This is a genomic window from Pseudomonas sp. B329 (assembly GCF_023127835.1).
GTDB classification, from domain to species: domain Bacteria; phylum Pseudomonadota; class Gammaproteobacteria; order Pseudomonadales; family Pseudomonadaceae; genus Aquipseudomonas; species Aquipseudomonas synxantha_A.
The window spans coordinates 1392-23428 of sequence record NZ_SPKP01000068.1 but is presented as its reverse complement, the minus strand read 5'-3'; the positions used below and the strand labels follow the sequence as shown (position 1 = coordinate 23428).

At 55.8% G+C, this 22037-nt stretch carries 25 protein-coding genes and 1 pseudogene; 5 read left to right on the top strand and 21 right to left on the bottom strand.

Annotation, left to right across the window (positions count from 1 at the left end; all coding sequences use genetic code 11):
* Nucleotide 1: 1 nt before the first annotated feature.
* Nucleotides 2-253 carry a hypothetical protein gene (locus E4P00_RS27990; protein WP_248133442.1) on the bottom strand — a complete coding sequence of 84 codons (252 nt, stop codon included), beginning with the start codon at nucleotides 251-253 and terminating at the stop codon, nucleotides 2-4.
* Between the two features lie 124 nt (nucleotides 254-377).
* Here E4P00_RS27990 and E4P00_RS27985 point away from each other — a divergent pair, with 124 nt between their 5' ends.
* The 3 genes from E4P00_RS27985 (at nucleotide 378) to E4P00_RS27975 (ending at nucleotide 2651) form a co-directional block, all read left to right on the top strand.
* The gene (locus tag E4P00_RS27985) at nucleotides 378-710 is read left to right on the top strand and encodes a transposase (RefSeq protein ID WP_248133441.1); all 333 of its coding nucleotides are present in this window, start codon (nucleotides 378-380) and stop codon (nucleotides 708-710) included.
* Nucleotides 707-1042 carry an IS66 family insertion sequence element accessory protein TnpB gene (tnpB, locus tag E4P00_RS27980; protein ID WP_248133439.1) on the top strand — a complete coding sequence of 112 codons (336 nt, stop codon included), beginning with the start codon at nucleotides 707-709 and terminating at the stop codon, nucleotides 1040-1042. The genes E4P00_RS27985 and tnpB overlap by 4 nt, the downstream gene beginning before the upstream one ends.
* 61 nt (nucleotides 1043-1103) lie before the next feature.
* Nucleotides 1104-2651: an IS66 family transposase gene (locus E4P00_RS27975; RefSeq protein WP_248133437.1), complete on the top strand. Its 1548-nt coding sequence runs from the start codon at nucleotides 1104-1106 to the stop codon at nucleotides 2649-2651.
* 37 nt (nucleotides 2652-2688) lie between these two features.
* Here E4P00_RS27975 and E4P00_RS27970 read toward each other — a convergent pair whose 3' ends face one another.
* The 18 genes and pseudogenes from E4P00_RS27970 to E4P00_RS27885 form a co-directional block, all read right to left on the bottom strand.
* The gene (locus E4P00_RS27970; protein ID WP_248133436.1) at nucleotides 2689-3147 is read right to left on the bottom strand and encodes a GNAT family N-acetyltransferase; all 459 of its coding nucleotides are present in this window, start codon (nucleotides 3145-3147) and stop codon (nucleotides 2689-2691) included.
* A gap of 135 nt (nucleotides 3148-3282) precedes the next feature.
* Nucleotides 3283-5175, bottom strand: a pseudogene (locus E4P00_RS27965) (hypothetical protein); the annotation flags it as partial.
* Nucleotides 5162-6364 carry a DUF3142 domain-containing protein gene (locus tag E4P00_RS27960; protein WP_248133435.1) on the bottom strand — a complete coding sequence of 401 codons (1203 nt, stop codon included), beginning with the start codon at nucleotides 6362-6364 and terminating at the stop codon, nucleotides 5162-5164. The gene E4P00_RS27960 and the pseudogene E4P00_RS27965, both read right to left, overlap by 14 nt.
* The gene (locus E4P00_RS27955) at nucleotides 6361-6993 is read right to left on the bottom strand and encodes a hypothetical protein (protein ID WP_248133434.1); all 633 of its coding nucleotides are present in this window, start codon (nucleotides 6991-6993) and stop codon (nucleotides 6361-6363) included. The genes E4P00_RS27960 and E4P00_RS27955 overlap by 4 nt, the downstream gene beginning before the upstream one ends.
* Nucleotides 6994-7021: 28 nt before the next feature.
* Nucleotides 7022-7600 (bottom strand): TerD family protein, encoded by a 579-nt coding sequence (locus tag E4P00_RS27950; RefSeq protein WP_248133433.1) that lies wholly within the window; start codon nucleotides 7598-7600, stop codon nucleotides 7022-7024.
* 31 nt (nucleotides 7601-7631) lie between these two features.
* Entirely contained in the window at nucleotides 7632-8207 is a 576-nt protein-coding gene (locus E4P00_RS27945; protein ID WP_248133432.1) for a TerD family protein, read from the bottom strand.
* Nucleotides 8208-8246: 39 nt separating this feature from the next.
* Nucleotides 8247-9272 carry a TerC/Alx family metal homeostasis membrane protein gene (locus E4P00_RS27940; protein WP_248133431.1) on the bottom strand — a complete coding sequence of 342 codons (1026 nt, stop codon included), beginning with the start codon at nucleotides 9270-9272 and terminating at the stop codon, nucleotides 8247-8249.
* Nucleotides 9273-9283: 11 nt separating this feature from the next.
* Nucleotides 9284-9733, bottom strand: a complete 450-nt coding sequence (locus E4P00_RS27935) for a tellurite resistance TerB family protein (protein ID WP_248133430.1) — start codon at nucleotides 9731-9733, stop codon at nucleotides 9284-9286.
* 63 nt (nucleotides 9734-9796) lie between these two features.
* Complete coding sequence (locus tag E4P00_RS27930; protein WP_248133429.1) at nucleotides 9797-10945, bottom strand: TerD family protein; 1149 nt, start codon at nucleotides 10943-10945, stop codon at nucleotides 9797-9799.
* On the bottom strand, nucleotides 10942-11532 hold the full coding sequence (locus tag E4P00_RS27925) for a TerD family protein (protein WP_248133428.1): 591 nt from the start codon (nucleotides 11530-11532) through the stop codon (nucleotides 10942-10944). Before E4P00_RS27925 ends, E4P00_RS27930 begins: the two co-directional genes overlap by 4 nt.
* An 83-nt stretch (nucleotides 11533-11615) precedes the next feature.
* On the bottom strand, nucleotides 11616-12566 hold the full coding sequence (locus E4P00_RS27920; RefSeq protein ID WP_248133427.1) for an HpcH/HpaI aldolase/citrate lyase family protein: 951 nt from the start codon (nucleotides 12564-12566) through the stop codon (nucleotides 11616-11618).
* On the bottom strand, nucleotides 12566-13660 hold the full coding sequence (locus E4P00_RS27915) for a cysteine protease StiP family protein (protein ID WP_248133426.1): 1095 nt from the start codon (nucleotides 13658-13660) through the stop codon (nucleotides 12566-12568). Before E4P00_RS27915 ends, E4P00_RS27920 begins: the two co-directional genes overlap by 1 nt.
* Nucleotides 13653-14411: a trehalose phosphatase gene (locus E4P00_RS27910; RefSeq protein ID WP_248133425.1), complete on the bottom strand. Its 759-nt coding sequence runs from the start codon at nucleotides 14409-14411 to the stop codon at nucleotides 13653-13655. The genes E4P00_RS27915 and E4P00_RS27910 overlap by 8 nt, the downstream gene beginning before the upstream one ends.
* Nucleotides 14401-15537 carry a phosphoribosyltransferase domain-containing protein gene (locus E4P00_RS27905; RefSeq protein WP_248133460.1) on the bottom strand — a complete coding sequence of 379 codons (1137 nt, stop codon included), beginning with the start codon at nucleotides 15535-15537 and terminating at the stop codon, nucleotides 14401-14403. The genes E4P00_RS27910 and E4P00_RS27905 overlap by 11 nt, the downstream gene beginning before the upstream one ends.
* A 70-nt stretch (nucleotides 15538-15607) precedes the next feature.
* A complete protein-coding gene (locus E4P00_RS27900; protein WP_248133424.1) occupies nucleotides 15608-16747 on the bottom strand; it encodes a trypsin-like peptidase domain-containing protein in 1140 nt (379 codons plus the stop codon).
* 79 nt (nucleotides 16748-16826) lie between these two features.
* Nucleotides 16827-17825: an ATP-grasp domain-containing protein gene (locus E4P00_RS27895; protein ID WP_248133423.1), complete on the bottom strand. Its 999-nt coding sequence runs from the start codon at nucleotides 17823-17825 to the stop codon at nucleotides 16827-16829.
* 356 nt (nucleotides 17826-18181) lie between these two features.
* The gene (mscL, locus tag E4P00_RS27890; RefSeq protein ID WP_248133422.1) at nucleotides 18182-18598 is read right to left on the bottom strand and encodes a large-conductance mechanosensitive channel protein MscL; all 417 of its coding nucleotides are present in this window, start codon (nucleotides 18596-18598) and stop codon (nucleotides 18182-18184) included.
* Nucleotides 18599-18848: 250 nt separating this feature from the next.
* Nucleotides 18849-19514, bottom strand: coding sequence for an outer membrane beta-barrel protein (locus E4P00_RS27885; protein ID WP_248133421.1), 666 nt, complete (start codon nucleotides 19512-19514; stop codon nucleotides 18849-18851).
* A 571-nt stretch (nucleotides 19515-20085) separates the two neighbouring features.
* On the opposite strand from E4P00_RS27885, the gene E4P00_RS27880 reads away from it, so the two are divergent.
* On the top strand, nucleotides 20086-20568 hold the full coding sequence (locus tag E4P00_RS27880) for a hypothetical protein (protein ID WP_248133420.1): 483 nt from the start codon (nucleotides 20086-20088) through the stop codon (nucleotides 20566-20568).
* 181 nt (nucleotides 20569-20749) lie between these two features.
* Entirely contained in the window at nucleotides 20750-20938 is a 189-nt protein-coding gene (locus E4P00_RS27875) for a hypothetical protein (RefSeq protein WP_248133419.1), read from the top strand.
* Nucleotides 20939-21003: 65 nt separating this feature from the next.
* On the opposite strand, the gene E4P00_RS27870 is transcribed toward E4P00_RS27875, so the two are convergent.
* A complete protein-coding gene (locus tag E4P00_RS27870) occupies nucleotides 21004-21429 on the bottom strand; it encodes a cell division control 45 family protein (protein ID WP_248133418.1) in 426 nt (141 codons plus the stop codon).
* Between the two features lie 32 nt (nucleotides 21430-21461).
* Nucleotides 21462-22037, bottom strand: a 576-nt coding sequence (locus tag E4P00_RS27865; protein WP_248133417.1) for an EAL domain-containing protein, incomplete at its 5' end; no start/stop codon positions are given.

Below are 22037 nucleotides of genomic sequence, written 5' to 3'. Positions count from 1 at the left end.
ATCAGCTTTTACTTGTACTGATCAGTTTTTGCCGGCGACGGATCATGAGGATCAAAGCCGCACCAAAGACCACTACCCCAATACCACTCAGTGCCAGCGCTTTCACCGGTTTTAATCGCGAACCCAGGCTATCCACAATTTCGGTCAGATAACGCTTGTCCGCTGTGTGAAAATCCGGAACCTCGCAAGCCTCGCCAAAACGCTTGGCCCAAGGCACATAAGCGCCCTCTCTGACATAGCGGTGATAGAACACGCGCTCTTCTTGCGCACCCGTGGTATCCGTCCGGCCAAGTCATCTACTCAGCCCTGCAAGGCCACGACATGGTGTGCACTTAAATTAAGTGGGCACCAGTTCTAGCCTTTTAAGCGGGTATTTCATGCAGCCACAACGCCGTTCCTACTCCAAGTCCTTCAAGTCCCAAGTCATTCAAGAGTGTGCTCAGCCCGGCGCTTCGATTGCCAGCATTGCCCTCAGCCATAGCCTCAACGCTAACCTCGTCCATAAATGGATTCGGGTGCAAGAGCAGAAAAGCACGGCGCTGCAACCTGCATTTATTCCGTTACCTATGCAGCTGGTCGGAGCCAATTCTCAAGCTCCATCGTCGAATATCTGTGTTGAGATCCAGCACCCACGCGGCACCGTCAAAGTGAACTGGCCAATCGAAAATGCTGCTACCTGCGCGACCTTTCTTCGAGACCTGCTGCGATGATCCGCATCGACTTCATCTGGCTCGCCACCGAGCCGATGGACATGCGAGCTGGCACCGAGACTGCGTTGGCGAGGGTGATCGCGGTGTTCGGTGCGGCGAAGCCGCACTGTGCTTATCTATTCGCCAACCGCCGCGCCACTCGGATGAAAGTTCTGGTGCATGACGGCTTCGGGATCTGGCTGGCTGCTCGCCGGTTGAACCAGGGTAAGTTCCACTGGCCAAGCATTCGCCATGGCTCTGAAATGCAGTTAGATACCGAACAACTTCAGGCCCTGGTATTGGGCCTGCCATGGCAACGCGCGGGCTCCGGTGGAGCGATCACACTGCTTTAACGGCTGCCATTAGCCTATCGGTCTATCGCCGCGAATTGTTTGGTCTGGCAAAATCGGCACCATGACTTCGCTCCCCAATCTCGATCACCTTACCCCTGAACAACTGCGCGCTTTGGCGGCGCAGTTGATACAGCGTGTCGAGACACTCGACCAGCAAGTCGAGACCATGGGCAAGAAGATCAACCGCGATCAAACGGTTATCGAGAAGTTGACCCACGAGATCGCACAACTCAAGCGCTTGAAGTTTGCCAAGCGCAGCGAGCAGATGAATCCTGAACAGGCCAGCTTGCTCGATGACCTGATCGATACCGATATCGCGGCGATTGAAGCAGAGCTTCAAGCCTTGCAAACAGCGCCAGCGGCGATCGAGAAAAAACAGAAGCCCAGGCGCACTGCATTGCCGGCTGAGTTTCCACGCACGTTGATCCATCACGAACCTGACAACACTCACTGCCCATGTGGCTGCGCACTCAAGCGTATCGGTGAGGACGTCAGCGAGAAGCTGGACTACACGCCCGGCGTGTTTACCGTTGAACGCCATGTTCGTGGCAAGTGGGTATGCGATGACTGCGAAACGCTGATCCAGGCACCCGTTCCGGCTCAGGTCATCGACAAGGGCATCCCGACTGCCGGGTTGCTGGCCCACATCATGATTGCCAAGTTTGCCGACCATCTGCCTCTTTACCGTCAGGAATCGATTTTTGGTCGGGCAGGCCTAGCGATCCCTCGTTCCACTTTGGCCCAATGGGTTGGTGTGACCGGCGTGCAGTTACAGCCTCTGGTCGATGCGTTGCGCGATGTAGTGCTCGGGCAGCAGGTCATTCATGCCGATGAAACGCCGGTACAGATGCTCGTTCCGGGCTCAAAGAAAACCCACCGTTCCTATGTTTGGGCCTACGCCACCAGTCAGTTCTGCGAAACCGCGGCTGTCGTTTATGACTTCAGCCCCAGCCGCGCCGGTGAGCATGCTCGTAACTTTCTGCAAGATTGGAAAGGCAAGCTGGTGTGTGATGATTTTGGTGGCTACAAGGCCAGCTTCGAACTCGGCGTGACCGAGATCGGTTGCATGGCCCATGCGCGACGTAAGTTCTTCGAGCTGCACGCCACCAACAAAAGCATGCTGGCCGAGCATGCCCTGCGTTATATCCAACTGCTATACGAAATCGAGAGCGAAGTCCGCGACATGGAACCGGATTTACGGCACCGAATACGGCAAGAAAAAGCCGTACCGGTGATGGATATGCTGCATGGCTGGATGATCGCCCAGCGTGATCTCGTGCCCGAAGGTTCGGCTATCAGCAGAGCGCTGGATTACAGCCTGAAACGCTGGGCCGCGCTGTCGCGCTACCTCGATGACGGGGGCGTACCTATTGATAATAATTGGTGCGAGAACCAGATCCGACCATGGGCTCTTGGACGCAAGGACTGGCTCTTCGCAGGGTCGCTACACAGCGGAAAACGGGCGACGGCGATCATGAGTTTGATCCAATCTGCGCGGCTCAATGGCCATGATCCGTACGCATATCTGAAGGATGTTCTTACGCGCTTGCCAACGCAGCGGGCGAGTGAAATCGATCAGTTGCTACCGCATAGTTGGCAGCCGGCCTAATCACGCAAGGCCTGATGCCCGGACGCATACAAAACTATTACGCGTTATCCAAGTCGAGGTGATAAGTGTAGTAGCCAGCATCTCGAACATAGCCATGGGCCTCATAAAGCCGCTGAGCGCCCTCATTGTCCCTGCCGGTTTCCAATAAAACTCCTTTAGCTCCCGTTGAAATCACGAACTCTCTGGCCGCATCCAGTAAAGCTGTACCGACTCCCCGTCCTCTCGCAGCATCGGTCGCGTAGAGATCGTTGAGGAGCCAGGTTCGTCGCGCGGACACTGACGAAAAGGTAGGGTACAACTGCACAAACCCTAGCGCCTCGCCGAGTTCATCCTGAGCATAAAAAATCGTCGACTCATTGTGGATTAATCGCTGGGCAAGAAAGTCACGTGACTCTGGGAGGTTGGAGGGTTGCCCGTAGAACCCTCGATACGCAGCAAAAAGGGGGGCGATTTTCTCTATGCAGCGGTTACCAGCGCGGCTAATTTTCACGGCCATGAAATTTACCTCCCTGTTTCTGATCGTCTTAAGTAGGTCAATAATACCTGTCTCAAGCCCCGGATAGGTTGGTATTCACTGCCTAGCATCATCACGGTCGGGGTTGGAAGGTGTGTCCGCCGGACGCTTACCACCCGTGTCCCAGCCCGCAGCCTGGCACAGCACAGCAGCAAACGCCTGGCTGCTATGAGGTAGGTAATCGGCCGCCCGGCTCGCCAATGATGTAGCGACGAAACGGTAATGAAATCGCTCATAAGGACCGGTCTGATTGGATTTTCGGCGTCGCACTTCTCCTTCAGCAATCAGCGGCCCGTCGTTCAACTCGGTGTAGTCAAGACTGTAATTGCCGGAAAAAACCGCATAATCCGGGGCCACCTCGTAACCCAACAGTTCTATTCCCGAATATCGAGCCAATACCGCAGCCTGATAATAGGCTTGCGCCCGACCGGTTGGCAGCCAGCCCGATTCGGCCTGTTGGCGGTATTGACCATAGGCCAGTGCCTTGGCCTGCAACTCACCGCTGTCGAAGTAGCCGACGGCCTCCTCATAACGCTCCTCACGCAACAAGCGGCGCGCTAATAGCTCGCGAAGGCGGGCCGCAGGTGACAGCGCTACATGGTAGACACGGTCTTGTTGAGTCAGAGGCTTGGGCACTGGAACCTGCTCGTCTATGTAACGCTTGAGTTCATCGGTCGTTAACACGCGCTCGGCCAGAGCGGCCGTATCAAGCCAGTAAATGCCCTGGCTGCGATAAAGTTGGTCGAAGGCCAGCAGGTAATCACCACGCTCCAAAGCCAGAATCGCGCTTTCTGCTTCGACCCGGCACTTGGGCTGGACCGATTCGTAGTCCCAGCTCTGCGTGCGTCGCTCGCCCCATAACTCATCCGTTGGAAAATACTCCGCAGCCTTGGCATAAGCCGTCACCGCAGCCTATTTGTCACCGTCGCGCAGGGCCATTTTTGCTCGTAGCCACCATGCAAGGCCGCCGTCGCCGGCATCCTTCAGAAAACTCCTGGCATTGGCGTAGTCGCCCTGTTGATAGCTCAACGCCGCCAGCCGATCTGCGTTATCCAGCGTGCCAACAGTGTTTTGCTGCAGCAGTGTAATCAACCGTTGCTCACCTTCCGGCCGCTCGCCGAACGACCAACCCAAGCGACTGATCAGCGCAGCGGTCATCAACTTCTGCACCTGTTTAACCTTCATCAGCTCGGCCAGTTCTGCGTAGGACAAAGCCATCAGCTCAGTCCGTAACAAGCGCAACGAGGTATAACCCACCTCCGAGCCGTGCAGGTTTTGGGTGGCGTACAGAACGATGGCGCTGTCCCAGTCACCGGCCGCTCTCACCACACGGGCTTCTTCACCCAGGCTGGCAATGCCCAGAGCCAGGGGATCGCTGAACCCATCGACACTTAACTGGCGCGTCAGGCGAAAAGCCGCCAGCGACGCATCCAGCATTTGGGGACGCATGTGTTCATCGTTGGTCCCGGCCGCATCGCTCATGGCATACCGGGCGCGCCCCAGGGAATAAGCAGCCCAGGTGCTACGTAATGTGCGCTGGTCGGCAGGCAATGCCAGTACCTGGCTGAAGTAATCCACCGCCTGCCCATGCTCACCGGTATTGAAGGCCACTGCCCCTGCCGTATAAAGACTCAACTCGGCCGGTAAATTGGCACTCTGCCGGAGTACTTCTTGAGGGTCCGTCAGGTTGCGTAGCTGGAGCACCAATCTCAGCTGCTCGGATGAAAGACCGACGGCTTCTGCCAACTCTCTGGCCTGGGCTGGCGTCTCGGAGTCACCAGGTAAATAGATCCGGGGATAGTTCGCGTCCGACGCATCCCTGAGGCCAGCAACACGTTCTCCCAGTCGGTTGACTTCAACACTGAAATTACCCTCCGGCAGTTCCGCCAACGTCAACGCGCGGTCATCGAGCAAGCGCATGGGAAAATCCCGCCCGCAGGCCACCGCCATTCCCGCCGGCAAGCAAAGGCTCAAAAACAACAGATGACGCACGCTCTCACGGCCGAACATAGGAAGCTCCTTGATTAATATGACTACAACGGGCCCAGCCCACAGCGCGCGCGTCACCAGCCGCCAGACGGCCTTCGATATGGCGGACGAAAATCATCTGATCCGTAGACTTCTGTACGGAGTAACCGGCCAGCGCATCAGCGGTTTCACACTTGCTCGCCGTCAGGACAAGGTGTGCAGGCCACGCCGCATCGAGGTTCCCAGGATTGCTGACAGCGATATCGTAGAGCCCATCCTGATGCGTCAGCACCAATGTCAGCTGGCCGGCCAGTGCTTCACCGCTGGCCACCGTGCGCAGTGTCGCCATGCTCCAGGCCCGGCGATCGCCTGGGAGTGGCAAGCGGAACCAGACCAACCCGGCCAAGTGTTTCGGCGGGTCGGCGCGCAGCTCACCGACTAACATCGCCAATTGCTGCGGGTCCGCCAGCAGTTCCTGGCGTCGGCCACCTCGGTCGATAGGCACTTCACTCTCCACCACCACGGTGGCACCTGCGGGGGTTGGCAGCAGTGCAACACCATAGGAAGGCAGAGCCAGGTAATAGGGTTTGGAAGTCACGCGGCTCCAGCGCTCGGCCCAGCGCCGGGCCTGCTGCGGATCGAATAGTCCATGACGGGGATCACTCACGGCGTGCACTTGCAACACGCTGCTGTCCACCGTTTGCAACAGTGGCGATAACTCCGGGCTGTCGAGCCAGGCAGGCAGCGCGGTGATGCTCAGTTTTAAGGTCGCGGGTAGGGCGCTACGCAACTGCTGCAGAAACTGTCGATAGTTCGCGAGTCGGGCGCTGCCTGCGTCATGGTCGATCTCCAATCCGGCAAGGTTCACGCCCTGCCCTTGCCAGTGGCTGAGCAGCTGCTGTATTTGCAGGGTGATGTCTGCCTGATTCAGCGCCTTGAGCTGCCCGTCCAGACGAACCACAGCAATCACGGGACGCCCGTCGCCCCTGAGTAATGCAAAGTCGACCCGCGCCCGACTCCAGCCAGCCCCGGGGAACGCCTGCAAGGCCAATACCCTAAGCGTAGAAAAATCCCCACGGGACTGAGCCAGAGCCAACGCGTGGCTTGCGTTCCACTGGCGCTGCCAGACATAAACTTGCTGATCCAGGGGGGCTATTATTTCGCTGCGGTGACTGCTGACAAATATCAGGGCAACCAATACGCCAGCCAGGCGAAGCGATCGAAACTTCATGGGTTTTCATAACGTTCTAGCGGTACAAACAATGAAGCATCCATAACCCCGGTCATGCTGATATCCATGGCGAACAGATAACGCAGATCACGTAATTGCTCAGCAGAAGGCCTAGCACCCCAGACCTGTTCTAGCCAATCGATCATTCGAGTGGCCTCCTCAGGGCTTAACCTTGTAAAGTCAAACATCACGACACTGGCGTCCGGGCTCAGTTTCGCTTGGCAGGAAGCACCTGCAAGCCTAGACGTGGGCTGAATGTCGATGGGTGAACGTGAACCCGTTATCAAGCCGTGCCGCCAGGTAGCCGAGGTGGCGTCGCGGTACAACTCAAAGAGGGGTTTGCCAATCTCTGCCTCGGGATCAACGACTGCTTGAGCCACCTCGAGAACGCCAGGGCCTGAAGGGGCGTGCGCAATTCTGAACTTTCCAAACAATGCATCGCACGTTTTTGCTTGAGCGGCAGCAGGCACCACCCACAAAAAGGCCGCCATGGCAGCCAGGCAGGCACTGACTTTAAACATGGTTTTTCTCTTATTGAAGTGTGTAGGAGCGAGACTGCGCACGAAAAATGTCCGCGTGACGCGTTCATTCAGAATGCCGGCGTCATCGTTAACGTTCTTCGCGAGCAAGCTCGCTCCTACACGTGGAGGGGTGGGCTTAGCCGATGCTGACACCATGAGCTTCAGCCAGGGGCTTCAGGCCCCCGGCAAAACCTTGGCCGATGGCCTTGAACTTGAACTCTTCCCCGCTGCGATAAAGCTCACCGAAGATCATCGCCGTTTCAGTCGAAGCGTCTTCGCTCAGGTCAAAACGCGCCAGTTCCTTACCGTCTGCCTTGTTCAGCACGCGAATGAAACTGTTGGCAACTTGGCCAAAGGTTTGTTTGCGGGTTTCAGCGTCATGGATGGTCACAGCGAACACCAGTTTCTTGACCAGCGGATGCAAAGCAGCCAGCTTGACGACCACCTGCTCATCGTCGCCTTCGCCAGCGCCAGAACGATTGTCCCCCAAGTGCTCGACGGAACCATCTGCAGACTTTTTGTTGTTGTAGAAAATGAAGCTGTTGTCGTCGAGCACTTTGCCGTTTTCGCCCACGACAAACACCGACGCATCCAGATCGAACTCGGTGCCGTCAGTGACGCGAGGATCCCAGCCCAAGCCGACAATGACTTCGCTCAGACCTGGTGCTTCTTTGGACAGGGAGACGTTACCGCCTTTGGAGAGACTTACAGCCATGGTTAATTTCCTTGCTCAATAGATATAGGGGTTAGAAGTTCATGCCATACGAATTGGCCAGCGATATCAGGCCACCGGCAAAGCCGGAGCCCACGGCGCGGAATTTCCATTCGCCATTGTTGCGGTACAGTTCAGCAAAGATCATTGCTGTTTCGATGGAGGCGTCTTCCGCGAGGTCATAACGGACAATTTCTACGCCGCTGGTTTCGTTGACGACGCGAATGAACGAGCCGCCCACCTGACCAAAATTCTGTTTGCGTGCGTCGGCGTCGTGAATGGTGACCGTGAACGCTATCTTGTCGATGTCCACAGAAACTCGACTCAGATCGACTTTCAACACTTCATCGTCGCCATCGCCGGCACCGCTGCGGTTGTCGCCGGTGTGCTCTACGGAACCGTCAGTACTTTTGAGCTGGTTATAGAAAATAAAACCTGCATCACCACGCACCTTGCCATTGGGTCCCAGCAAAAATGCACTGGCGTCCAGGTCAAATTCTGCCCCGTCCGTAGCACGAGGATCCCAACCCAGACCGATCAAAATTTTGGTCAGTGTCGGATCCGTTTTCGAGAGCGACAGGTTGCCGCCTTTTTGCAGGGTCAGGGCCATGAGTACAACTCCTTATGAATAATGGGTTTGAAGTCAGGATCAGGCTTGCGCTTCTTCCTTTTGCGGGAAGAGCACACTCGCGAAAATGCCGATGGCTAACACCACGACAACGATGATCAGGCTGGTATCGGGATCGATGGTGTAACCGTGATGGAAAATGTGGCTTGTTGCATTCAGGCCGAGTTTTATGGCGATGAAAAACAGCAGCGCGATGACGGCCTTTTCCAGATGCACCAGATAACGCTTCAAGGCTTCCAGCACGAAGTACATGGTGCGCAGGCCCAAAATGGCGAAGAGCATGGCCGAGAACACAATCAACGGCTCGCGGCTGACGGCGATGATTGCGGGAACAGAGTCAAACGCAAACAGCACGTCGGACACCTCCATTACCACCAGGCACAGAAATAACGGAGTCGCGAACAAACCTCCTTTGGCGGCCAAGGACAGTCCCTGGTTTTCTGGTTGGGTCAGCTCGGCTTCCAGCGTTTTGCGGCGGACGAAAAAATCATGCCCATGCAGTTTCGGCCACACCGGAAAGAGTTTTTTTGCGAAGCGGTAGGCCATGTGCTGTGAGTAGTCCTCTTGCTCTTCATCGTCCCCACCGCTTCTGAGCATCATCACCGCTGTCCAGGCGACGATCACCGCGAAAACTACTTCCACCCATGGTCCCAAGGCCAGCAGGCCCGTACCAATAGCGACGAAAATCAGGCGGAATACGATAGCGCCGAGAATCCCCCAGTACAGCACACGGTGACGCAAGCCATTGGGCACTTTGAACCAGGCGAAGATCGCCATGAATACGAACAGGTTATCGATGCTCAATACTTTTTCGAGGGCGTAACCGGTGACAAACAGCGTCGCGACATCCGGGCCGTGCTCGACATACAGAAACCCTGCAAAGCCGAATGAGATAAGGACCCAGAACACTGACCAGGCCGAGGCTTGGAACAGGCTGATGGGTTTGTCACCACGATGGGTGAACATATCGATGATCATCGCGCCGATTGCCAGTGCCACGAACACGGCGATGGTCAGCGGCGGAAAACCCAATTGGCTAACGTCCACAGTGTCGCTCCTTAAAGTTCAAAGTCAGCGGGCGCAAGTGCCAGCTCGAGGCAGATCAAGCGGCAGACCGCTTTTTCCTTGTCATCGAAATTGCCGTCCGATGCACCGATCGCGCAGGCGACACGCACGAGCAAACGCCCGGCTCCATCCTTACCTTTGAGCTTGCCGATGTTTTTAAGGGCCTCAGCTTGGCCTATCTGATAGTCGAACTCGAACTTGCTACACGCATCGTTGAAGACCTTGATGACATCGCTCAGGTTGAATACTTTCAGTTCGGGCGAATGATTGATGAAGCCTGTCATCTTCATTTTTTCAGCCGAACTGATTTCACCATCGGCCGCAGCAACCATGGCGCAGCTATTGGCAATCGCCGCCATGAAGGCCTGATTCTTGAACTTGGCCACCTCGGTAGTTAACTTTTCACGGGCAAGCGCCGCATTGGTTTTTAACCATGACAACATGTCGTTCACCTTAACGAAGGACCGCAGCGGCCCACCGTGTTCAATTGCGATTTGAGAGTTGAATTACTTGGATCCTGCCGACCAGCGCATGCCCCAGTCATAAGCGTTGTCCATCGCCGAATGCCCTGCGTGGAAGTCCACGCGCCGGCTCACCTTCACGCTGCCGCCGACATTTTCCAGCACTGCAATTGCACACATGCCCAGGCGACCACCCTCTTCATTCAAGCGAACTTCAATTGAAGGTTGATTGGGGATATGAATCGTCACAACACCATCGGTCGCCCGCCAGTTGGGCGCACCGTCGTAGATAAAGGCAAACACCAGAATTCGGCGGACATCGGCCCAATGCTTACCGTTGATATGCAGCCACTCTCCGTCGCTTACCGCGCCGGTACGGTCATCACCTTTGAGTTGGATATAGGGCGCGTAATGCAATTCACCGAAGCAATTGCCCAATGCCTGAACGACACCCTTGGAACCATCCTGCAATTGGTACAGACATCCGACGTCCAGATCGATGGAAGTATTGCGCGAGAAGAAGCCACCCCCACTCTGGCGCCTATTCCAGTTGAGGTTGACCTTGATTTCGCCAAACCCCTCGGAGGTTTTTTCCAGGCTGATAGACGTGCGCGTTTTATCCAGTGTGATTTTGCTGAGGCTGACCCGAGGTGTGGGCGCCACAACGGGTGCACGCACCGTCGGTACAGGCTCCGCGACCTTTACTCCAAAGTGCTTGGCCAACGGCGACAGGCCGCCGGCAAAACCCTGCGCTACACAGCGAAACTTCCATTCACCCTGGCGACGATAAAATTCCCCAAGGATCAACGCCGTTTCCTTCATGCCTGCGGTGCCTATCCGCGCTTCGATATCGCCGGTGATAGTCAGCGCCAGATGTGACACTCGATCAAAGCTGGCACTGTTCTCGTAGATCGTGGCGGTCAACGCGACCCTCTCGACCACCGCTTCAAGCCGCGACAGATCAAGGGTGAACACCGCACGCCCAGTCGAAGACTTGGTCAGTTGTACCGCGCCGTCCAGTACGCTGGTCTGTCCGTAGAAACACATGTCGTTGTCGCCACGCACTTTTGCACCGGCGCCCAGAACAAACGCCGACATGTCGATATCAGCATCCGGAATCGGTGAGTAGTTGATCTCGACACGCACCTGACCGGTGGCGACCGGTGCATTCCCACCGGGAGCCAGGGTCGTCATGGGCGCACTGCCTGAACGGCGAGGTCGACCAGGTCATCGACGGTACGACCGTTGGTGACCTGGCCGATGGCCTTGAACTCCCAGCCCTCTCGCTCACGCACCATACTCGCCATGACCACCCCGGTATGCCGGCCTTTCTCTGAGAGATTGAAGCGCGCCAATTCGACTCGGTTGCTCGCGTTGACCACACGGCAATAGGCGTTGGCAATCTTCTCGAAGCTCTGCCCGGTGAAGCTGTTGACGGTGAATACCAGGAATTTAACCGAGGCCGGCAGATTGAGCAGGTTGACGGTGATGGTTTCGTCATCGCCATCGCCTTCGCCCGTGCGGTTGTCGCCGGAATGCTGGATAGAACCGTCTTGGGATTGCAGTTGGCGGAACCACACCAGGTCAAGCGCATCGTAGTTTTCATCAAACAGAATGCAGGAAGCATCCAAGTCAACTTCGCCTCCGTTGCCCAGCAATCGGCCCATGAACCCGGCTTTTTCCGGGTCCCAGCCCAGTCCAAGGCGCAGGGTGGTGAGGCCGCTGCCACCCGTTGTTTTTTCCAGGGAAATGCTTTGGTTTTTAGTCAGAGACAGTGCCATCGGTATGCTCCTTGTTGATTGTCATGTTTTCGTCTTTATCGTTATTGGCTTTGCTGGATGAGGGGGCGATGACGCTTTGAGAATCATCGAACCGCCTCAGCAAGACGCATCAAAGAGTCGGCAGAGCCTGTCTCGGCATGCCGGATACCATGCCATTTGGCGCGTTCGAGAATATGGGTGGCCCATTTGAGATGAGTGGCCGGCTCGCACATCGCGTCGTTGTGCTTGAAAACAGCAGGAGAAACGTCGCTAAGCATTAAATTGGCGCAATTGAAGTCTTCCAGGCTGACGCGAAAACTGTCCTGGATTGCACTGATCTGGCTTGGGTGTATGGCGGTTTTCCCGACCATGCCGTGGGCAATATCGAGCTGCAGCTCTTCGAGCAGCAGATGGGGCGTGGCCAATTGCTCAAATACCGGTGCGGTCAAGGCGAACCCTTGAGAGCCCATCACACCGGCAAGCATCGGAATCACGTAGCCCATGGGCGTGCCGTAAAGGGTGACTGCCGGGTTGCGACGTAAGCCCAGACAGCCCAGCAAGTCGTTTCCGCCGATGCGCAGCGCGATGATTCGCGCAAACAACGTTTCGCGGAGGGACTCACCCAACTCGACCATGCTCACCGGATTGAATACTTCCCGGGTCTCCAGGGTCGGCATTAGCACAATCTCCGGATTAGCAATCGCCAACTCCCAGGCACGCAAATTCGACAGGCTCAACTTTGGGACGACGAAACCGTCAACATGAGCCATCAGCGGCCAGTCATTCAGTACCGCCGCCATCTGCGAGTCACGCGGGCGCACAAACAGCATGGGCCCTTCTGGCGTACGACCGCCCCGCTGCTCTATGGCACTGAGCAGGCGACGCAGATTGCGCAAGGCTGTATCCACATCGATGTCGGCAACCGCATCTTCAAGGCACACCACCATGGATCGCAGTTCAAGCAGTTTTTTGCGAAACACCACGTCCAGAATGTCCTCGCGGGTGGCTGGCATGTAGAGCGTGGCGCCGAGGGCGTAAGGCGAGAATTTTTTCATCAACCCACACTCCGGATTACCGTCACTGCACGGTAGGGACCAAGCGCGGTGCCCGCCTCTTCGACGCGAACACCGACTTGTTCAGTCAGGTGCATCAGCAACTGGATGTCGGGATCACTGCGGTCACGTACCAGCACCTGATCCGGTACACGCCGTAGTACGGCACGCGTCGCTTCGGCAATACCGGGCTTTATCCGGTTTCGGTTGGTGATGCCAAACCAGTTGGCAATGCGGTCGATCACGTCGTCTGCTGCCGCCTGCAGTGTCAGTCGCTGCGTCTGCGTCCAGGGGGACGCAGGCTGTACTGCGGGCAGCATGCGGCGTCTCGCCTCGATTCGGTCGATGAAGTCGCGACTTACGTCGTGCTCGTGGAGGTGGTCGTAAACCAGGCAGCCGTGCAGGCCAGCTTCGACGGGCCAGATGGAACGTGAAACCAGGCCAGAAACAGTGGCGCCAAGAATGCCCGATGGAATCACCCAATCCTCAGCTGACGCCGCCATCCAGGCACGACCACATGGGTCGGCCAGTACCACCAGGCGCGGCTGACGGGGGAACCGCATGTCATTACGCAGACTGCGCTGGATCTCGGCAGATATCGCGCCTTTGCCCGTCCAGCCATCCACAAAAACAATGTTCTCAGGGCCATGGGCGGCGATGATCGCCTCCAGGGCGATCTTGTCGATACCACGATCACGCACGATGCTGATGCCGTAATGATGGGCATCACGCCCCTGGTCCAGAAGCCCACGGCGCAGCAACACTCCCAACGGAAGACCCGCGCGAACGAAAGACACAAGCGCAATCGAAGGCCCTTTGCACACTCGGTCAAGCGCCATCGTCAGGGATTGAACGTCAACGGCCATCCTTACCGCATTCTGCTGCATCGCCTGCCAGTACAGCGCTTTATGGGTGTCGGTGGGCGCCGACTCCTGACTGATCATCTCTGAGTAATGCTTTTGCTGCGTCTGAATCAGCCGTTCCTTTTCGCGAACGCCGGTCACTTGCAGCTCAACAGGCTGCAACAGGAGCAGCACATCCTCGGCCAGGTAGCTCCCACTGCCGACGGTGCAAAGGTGCCCGAAGGCATTAAGCATGGAGCATGAACTCCACCACTTTTGCCAACTGGCTATTGGCCGGTGTGGCCCAGAAATGGCATTCGTTCATGAAGCCAAGGTCAGTCACGCTGTCACCCACCCCCAACACGAGGCGTTCGCCGTTGACGATACGGTCTCGACGCAACAGTTCCTCGACGGCATGGCGTTTGGCTAAACCGTTGGGCAAAAAAGCCAGATTGTTACCGTTGAGGTGAACGTGCATATCATCCAGCAACCCCTGCCGCTTAACCTCAATCAGGATCCTCTTCAGCACCGCGTCGTCGGAGCCGTTGTGTTTGGTCACTACATAACTAAGCAGGCCTTGTTCTTCAACCACCCATCCGCGCAGCGACAATCCCAATTCCAGACCAATCGTCAAGGTTGAGGCGCTCAGCGCCGACAAACGCCTTTGATAGGCGGCCAGCACATCAGTCATCTGCGAGTGCCAGTCGCTGTCCAACGTCCCGTCGGGTCGAAGAATCACACCACCGTGAGCACACACAGCTCCCGACCTGAAGGGCAGCTGCACACGGTTGTAAGCTTCGATGCTGCGCGCTGTGACCGGGACCACATCAGCCGATTGCAGCAGCCATTGCACAAAAGCGTTCTGCACCGAGTTCATGTAGCCATTGGGCTCGCCATCGACATCCAACGTCGCGGTGTGTCGTAGCGACCCTTCGGACATTTTGCGCGCGGTCTGAAACAGCGTGTCATCCAGGTCTACGAGGATAAGGGGGCGCTTAGTGCTCATCGACGATCACCTCGGCATTCAATGCAGTGATCAAGGATTGAGAAACCGCTTCAACAGCGGTCTCACTGCAGATCAACACCCGCTCGAACTGGCCAGGCCGCACGTTATAAAGAAAATTGGGAATGCCCAGGCCGTAGTTGTCAACGAACGACAAGGCATGTTCGATCTCATGACCAAGTGCAATCGGCGAACGAGTGGTTGAGCTGAAGTGAACATCCACGCCCATCTTTTCCAGACGCTCAGCCAGCAGAAATGGACGCCACACGAACTCCCCCGTACCCACCACGATGACCCTTTCACCGGGGTTAACCTGAACATCCAGAGCCAACGTGTCCTCCACATGACGCACGCCCAGACGTCCCCAATCCAGGCGCGGATCAATCGGCCACTCACCCACGGCGACCGTAGCGACATCAGGCATATCGGGTAAGCGCGCGTTCACATCATCATGGAAGCGATAGCTGCCTTGCAGCAAAGACACCTGCTCGGTGCAATCGCCAAGCACGTTGCGCACAGCGCCTTGTGACCAATCGGTGAGCGCGCAGGTCACCACCCGCTCGACCTTGGTCAACCCTGCGTCTATCAGTGCCCGATGCAGATTGATAAGTGTCGTGCCTGTCGAGATTTCATCGTCCACCAGCACCAGAGAACGCGCCAGCTGCGTCATCGCCCAAATATCAGGGTCGGTCGGCAGGTGGATCAAGTGAGCGCTGGCGTGACTGTGCTCCTCTGCAAAACGGGCCAATATCTCAAGGCTTATCGGATGGCGCGTACTTACCAGATACACCGCATCCGCGCGGGTGTGGCTATACGCTCGGTGCACCCCTGCCCCCAGCCCGACAGCGGTTTCAGCCATGCCCACTATCAGTACTGGTCCCGGCAAGTCTGCAGGAATCTTTGCCGCCAGACTTTTGTAGCTGGCCTGCATCGCCGATGGCCGCACAGGAATATGCTTACCAAGCACCTTGGAAACAAACAGGAATGCACGTTTTGGGTTGCGGCGTTCGGCAAAGCCGAACAGGGATTGCGGCGCAATGGAGCATTGCTCGACATCCACTTCCAACAGCCCTCGCTTGAGCTGTGAACTCAGGCGATACGGCGCTTGTTTCACTACGATTGATTCCATGCGCGACATTCCTGAAGGCGGCAAATTAACGAACCCGGCATCCTGTTCAGCTTGATCAAATTACCTACCGCTACGGGTTATTAGCCTCGATACTCCACAGAGAGGATTGAGCCTCACGGGCCATTTCCGACGTTGAATACTGGCGGCCGGCGACTGATTTAAAGGGTGATACCTGGCACGCATCCAAAAAGGCCAGGAGCAGGCCAGCCTTCACCGCAAAGTTCATGTTTTGCGCATCCGGCAACGTGGATGTCACCATGGCAATCCCCCCACCGCCGCTATCAAACAAAGGGCTGCCGCTGGAGCCTGGTTGAATGGCCGCGGTGAACTGCAACAGACTGGCGTCGTTGTGCAAGCCGAACAAGCTCGACACGCCGCCCTGGGTCACGTGTACGCCCCCCCCTGCAAGGCCTGCCATGGGAAAGCCCAGAGCAATCACCGACTCACCCAACGCGCATCCCACACCGTCGGTGAAATGCACAGGCGATAACGCAGGACAATCCTGAATACGCAGCAAGGCCATATCGTTGCGCTGATCGACCACCACGACCTCAGCGCGGTAACGCCCGACAAAGGAAGCAATGTGCAACTCCTGCATGCCCTCAATTACGTGAGCACAGGTCATGACCTGGGTAGGCGAAACGGCAAAGCCAGTGCCCGTAGAGGAACCACGATTTCTTGGACGACCATCTGAATACAAACGACGGGATGGATGCGCATCATCAATATCAATGCCCATGCGCCGCCCCATTGCGGCTAATCCGTAGGCTGAGCCTTCAGCAAGCGCGCGGAATTTCCACAGGCCGTTTCGCGTGTAAAACTCACCGATGACCATCGCCGATTCGCCGTTGTCGCGCAGATCAAGGGACAGTTCGGCCTGGCTGTCGATCTGTAGACATAAGTCCTTGAGCTCGCTGATCGGACCCGCCGCCGCGAACGTATAAACAACCAACAACACACGTTCTGTGCCGCCCGGCAATGCAGACAGATCAAGAGCGCAGCAAACCGACGTCTGTGCTCCGCTCCACTCCATCCATTTCTGGGAAATTTGAAACAATGCCGGGTCACCGGTTGGCATGCGTTTTTCGGTGACAGGTAGCAGAGCCACAGCAGCGTGATCGCCGAAGGCGCTGGCATTACTGCTGCTCAGTGTCCATGCAGTCTTTACACCTGCAATAGCTATGTTTGCCCCTGGCGTCAGCGCCTTCATCCTGGTCCTTCCTTACTCGAGATGCGCTAAAGACGTGTAGCTTTCGAACAGTCATGCGTTATCGGTTGAACCCGTCATTTCAGACGGGTGCTGTCACCGCAACCGTAATAGGCTTCACACGCACGCCCTCAACCCACTGGCTCGGGGGTTCCGGCAGCCCCAGTCGACGCGTAGCGAATATTCCGGCCAGGTTCACGCCTGTCGCGCGGGTGTAACCGATACCACCGGAGTAACGCGGGTTGATCTCGAGCAAGTGTGGAATACCCGCTTGATTGTCCCGGGTTTGCACGTTCACTAAACCGTCGCACTTGAAGTACGCACAGGCATTGAGGGCAAGCTCCACGGCGCTGGATTCGCGCTCGAACGTTTGGTGAACGCCACGCTTTCTGCGCCCCACGAAGGCGACAGGCTTACCCGCTTCGCATACGACATCCACCGAACACTCATTGCCCGACAGGTAAGGCATCAGCAACATCGGTACGCGCTGCGGCCCAGACATGTAGAGCTTCAGATAGGTGTTGAAGTCGACTTCCCGTGCGCCCGGATTCTCCAAACAACGGAACGGATCCGCCTTCGACTTGAAACGCCAGAACCCCTGACCATAAATTCCCACCGTCGGCTTGATGCAGACTTCCCCTGCGTGGGACAAGCACTTATACGCCGCAACCAACTCCCGACCGTTGGTAACCGTAATTGCCGGTATACAGGCTAAACCAGCACGCTCGGCCTCGGCCGTAAACAAGCTTTTGTCGTCTACCTTGCTGAAGGTGTCCATAGACAGCCCTCCCGTAACAAGGCCAATACCTGCCGCCTCAAACCGCGTGCGGCTCGCTTCGTAAACACTTCCAGCTCGCCCTGCAACCACCACTGTAATCCGGTGTTCAAGTGCGGTCTCAATCACCCAACCAATACGTTCAGCGCTGTCGTGAATCTCTTGAAAACTGACATCAGCCAGCCCTGTGATCTCAGGCCGATCCTGTCTATGAGACGCAAAAACCTTGACGTGCACAGGCAGCGCCTCCCGTGCACTCATGACCACGTCGCGCTGACTGGATTGACCCTCAAGAAACCAGATCACATCTACACTCCAGTGTGAACACCGACGGGCTATGGCCTGTGGTTTCGCGCTTTGCGCGTGCGGTACAACGAGGCCTGGGGAGCTCAGAATTAAGAAAAATGGTTTCGCTTACGACATGCAAAAAGTAAGGGACGTCTGCCAGCATGTCTGTGGGAAATTTCACTAGAGAATGAGTACAGCCGAAATACTGAAGGGGCCAGGTGTAGCCTTCGACGCGGGGTTATCGATTAATCAGCGTACTGCTAACCTTAGCCCCGTCGACGGGCTCAATTCACGACCTGTGCTTTGCCACACAGGCAAAAGACAGGAACTTTAAGAGCTCCCTGTCTTTTCAACACAGCCCCTGCATTGTGTGATTACAAAGACTTTTTGCTCTGAACCTTGAGCAGATCGCGGATCTCTTCCAGCAACATTTCTTCTTTGGTTGGCGCCGCTGGCAGGCTTGGCTCCATAGGTTCTTCACGCTTGAGGCGATTGATTGCTTTCACCCCTATGAATATCGCAAACGCGATGATCAGGAAGTCAATGATGCTCTGAATGAACTTGCCATACCCAAGCACCACGGCAGGGATATCTCCCTGTGCAGCCTTGAGAGTCACGACCAGATCGCCAAAGTTCACCCCTCCGATCAACACACCAACAGGCGGCATCACCACATCGCCTACAAAAGACGAAACGATCTTTCCGAAAGCGGCACCAATGATAATGCCGACGGCCATGTCGACCACATTACCTTTAACTGCAAAGGCCTTGAACTCACTTAACACGCTCACAGAATGTTCCTTGTAAAAAACCGCGAAAGGGAGCCCTTAGATTGGCAGGGCGTTACACTTACATAAAACTTCTGAATTTTATAGGATGTCAACCGCAGTCACACAGGGAAAAATCCCACGATCCTGGTGGATTTTTCTCCAACAATCCGATTGAGAGCCCCAGTAAACCCGACCGTTACCGCCCTCCTCGATAGCCCGCTGTACGGGAAGCACGTAGCTGTAGTCTTGACTATCGCAAGGCATTTTTGAGTTAAAACAGTACTCGTGCTTCCAGGAACAAATTTTGTTCCTTTAGTTTCCCCTTGAGCTGCTCATCACGCGCATTGATGCGGTTCGCAAAAGTATTGTGGCCGGTTTCGATATCGCCCATCGCGATGTAGCGATAGCCTAAGCCGACAGTGGTTTTTTCGCCGACTTTGGCGTTCAAGCCAATACCCAGGCTATAGGCAACGTTATTCTGGGTATTTTTGGCAAACCTGCGCGCGGCGTTTGACTGATATCCCTCTGCATCTACCCGTGCAAGGCCCACACCTGCCATGCCGTAAAAAGATAACCAATCGGTGATAGGTATATCTTTATATCCATTGATCATCAGTCGCTGTGAGGTAACTTGCATGCGATTTACATTAGGGTTAAATGGCGCCCAACGAGTATCAAAGCTTGCATCACTTTTGGTAGTGTATTCACCTTCCAGACGCCAACCTTCGGTAAACGCATAACCTACGGAAAAGGACCCGGTGAAGGTCTTAGTGCTGTCCGGATTGGCAACCCGCTCGACCACTCGAGGACTTGTCAGTAGTGGACTGGAAAGATTTTGCCGCGCATTGTTAAGTTTCGCCGAACCGTACCACCCATCCGCGCAAGCCGTGCCAAAGAGGAATGCGGTTGAAAACAGCACATACGCAATTTTTTTCATACGTTCAACCTTCCTTTTGAAAGCCGGCAAACCCGGCAGTCAGGCACTCAACAAAATTCCTAAACTGTTAGATCTTTTAGAATTCAGAGATCACAACTTTCCAACGAAGGATATGTTCATGATTAGATATTGTATGCAGGAAAATTCACCTTCAATAAAATTGCACCGCGGATGGCCTGAACGAGCTATCTCTAGCTGTGCAAGCATCACGATGCGCCTCAGTACGTTGTTAAGAGAACACACCGATGGTACTCACAGCGTCAAATTGACTGCTGGCGACCTAATACTTTACTCGTCAACCAATCTGCATCACATCAAACCAGTGACACAAGCAGCACGCGTGTGTTCCTTCTTCTGATTGCAGGGCACAATCCGTAACGACAGACAGCGTAGCCTGCACCATAAATCGGGTGGTAGGGCATGCCAGCCGTGTGCAACTGACAGGCGTCTATCACAGGCTGTTACGGTGCTGAGTCGATAGTTAACGATAAGCGTGTGCCACTGCCTCGACCTTTGGGGTTTCAGCCGTACCTGGGGTGGTTTTCGCCCGAGTGTAAAGACAGGGGGCATAATGAATATTGAAGGGGTGGAAATTGCCTTTGGCATCATGGTGATTATTGCACAGGGGTTATCGCTGTGGTTCATGTACTGGCTATTTAAAAAGCTACGCAAACCCAAACCAACTGCCCCCGCCTATTCACCAGGCACCGGCCTTGATGGTAGTGCATTCCCAGTGCTGTCTACGTTCACTGGACTGCCCAGCATACCATGGATAGCGGTCGCAACCAATAGTTTGAATCCAGTATTTCGCCTCGATGACCAACAGTTGATTTACCGAGTCATACGCCAACGACAACGGCTACTAAGCGATATTTTGCAGGTGGATACTCGCAGTGCGTACGACACCTTTAACCTGGTTTTTGAATTCACCGACTCACCGTTCACCTTCATTGTTAACCTGGGAAATCCGTTACGGGTCACCTATGTCCTTTCAATACTGTCACTCAGCGTACCGTTAACTGAACGAGCGCAAGCGGCCCTGAGAGATCAATAGTTGAGGGACGTGAGATGGCCGCAAACTAAAAATGCAGACATCGTTTGGGGCTCAACACGTAATGGAGCGTCAAGGCTGTTCAGTCACATCACCGTTAGAACCAACGATCTTGATCAGGCAGCCACCTTTTATGACGCGGTGTTAATCCCCCTGAGCCTGTGCCGCCGGGTTGTAACCCCTGATGGACATAGAGTTCACGTTCGTCAGCAGCACCCGCACCCTGTTCGAGTATGACTTTGCCGGGCTGAAGCTGCAGCGTAACGGCACGACCTGGTTTGGCGAGGGCAAGCTGCTGGGCAAGGATTACTTTCTGAAAGTAGCCTACCTGCCCAATGCCGCCAAACAGTTGAACAACACGCCAATGCCCTAGGCGTGGCGTGGGTTGAAGGGTGAGTGGGCCGACGGGAGCATGTAGCGAGTGCGCCCGCCACACAATCAGCGGGCAGGCGTGCGGAAAAAATACCGTGAAGGTGTCGGTCGTGCGGGGTCGATCTGGTCCATAAAACCTTTGATGGCAGCGGTATCCGGAACGCCCGGCAACTTTTTGATCACCCTTGCCGGCGGCTTTCCTTCGGCCTTTGGCTCCGTCAGGGGCAGCCCTTCATAAATCAACGCATGGTGCACACGCGGGCAATCATGGCAGAACGCTTCAAGGTCAAGCATGGCGCCACCGACAAATGCGCTGTTGATGAGCAACAAATCGAAGGGATCAATGGCATGGTCGATCATCGCCAGCAACTCCTCCAACGAAGAGACGGGCGCCACTCGATGGTAGCCGCAGTGATTGAGCATCCGTTCGAGGTTCAAGCGCTGCAAGTGGACGTGATCGGCAATCAAGATGCGTAAAGAACGTGTGGCCATTTATATATCCTTCCAAACCAGTCAGCAGACCGTCAGACGCGCTTTCCAGAGGGGGTGCGCGCTCCCAGCCAAGTCAAAAAATCTTGTTCGGTCATGGGTTTTGCAAAGAAATAGCCCTGCCCTTGCACACACCCAAGCTCCAGCAACTGTTGATATTGATCTTGTTTCTCAATGCCCTCGACGACCACCGACATGCCCAGCGCTCTGCCCAGCTCGAGCGTGCACTTGATCACCGCAACACATCTTGGGTCATGGTCCAGCCCCCGAACGAACTCGCGATCGAGTTTGATCTCGTTGAAGGGCAACTGGCACAAGCGCTGCAAGGAGGAAAACCCCACGCCAAAATCATCGATGGATAACCGGCAACCCATCATGCGCAACCGCACCAGGCTTTCCAGGCAGGTGGCCGAGGCTTCGAGCAAACCGCTTTCAGTCAATTCAAATGTCAGACTCGAAGCCGGTAGCCCGAAGCTGCACAAGATGCTGCGGATGATGGAGACCAGTTCGGGATTGGAGAGCTGCACTGGCTCCAGGTTGAACGCAATATTCAACATGTGCCCGCGACTCGAAGCCTCGCGCGCCAACGCCAGGCCTTGCCTGATCTGGCT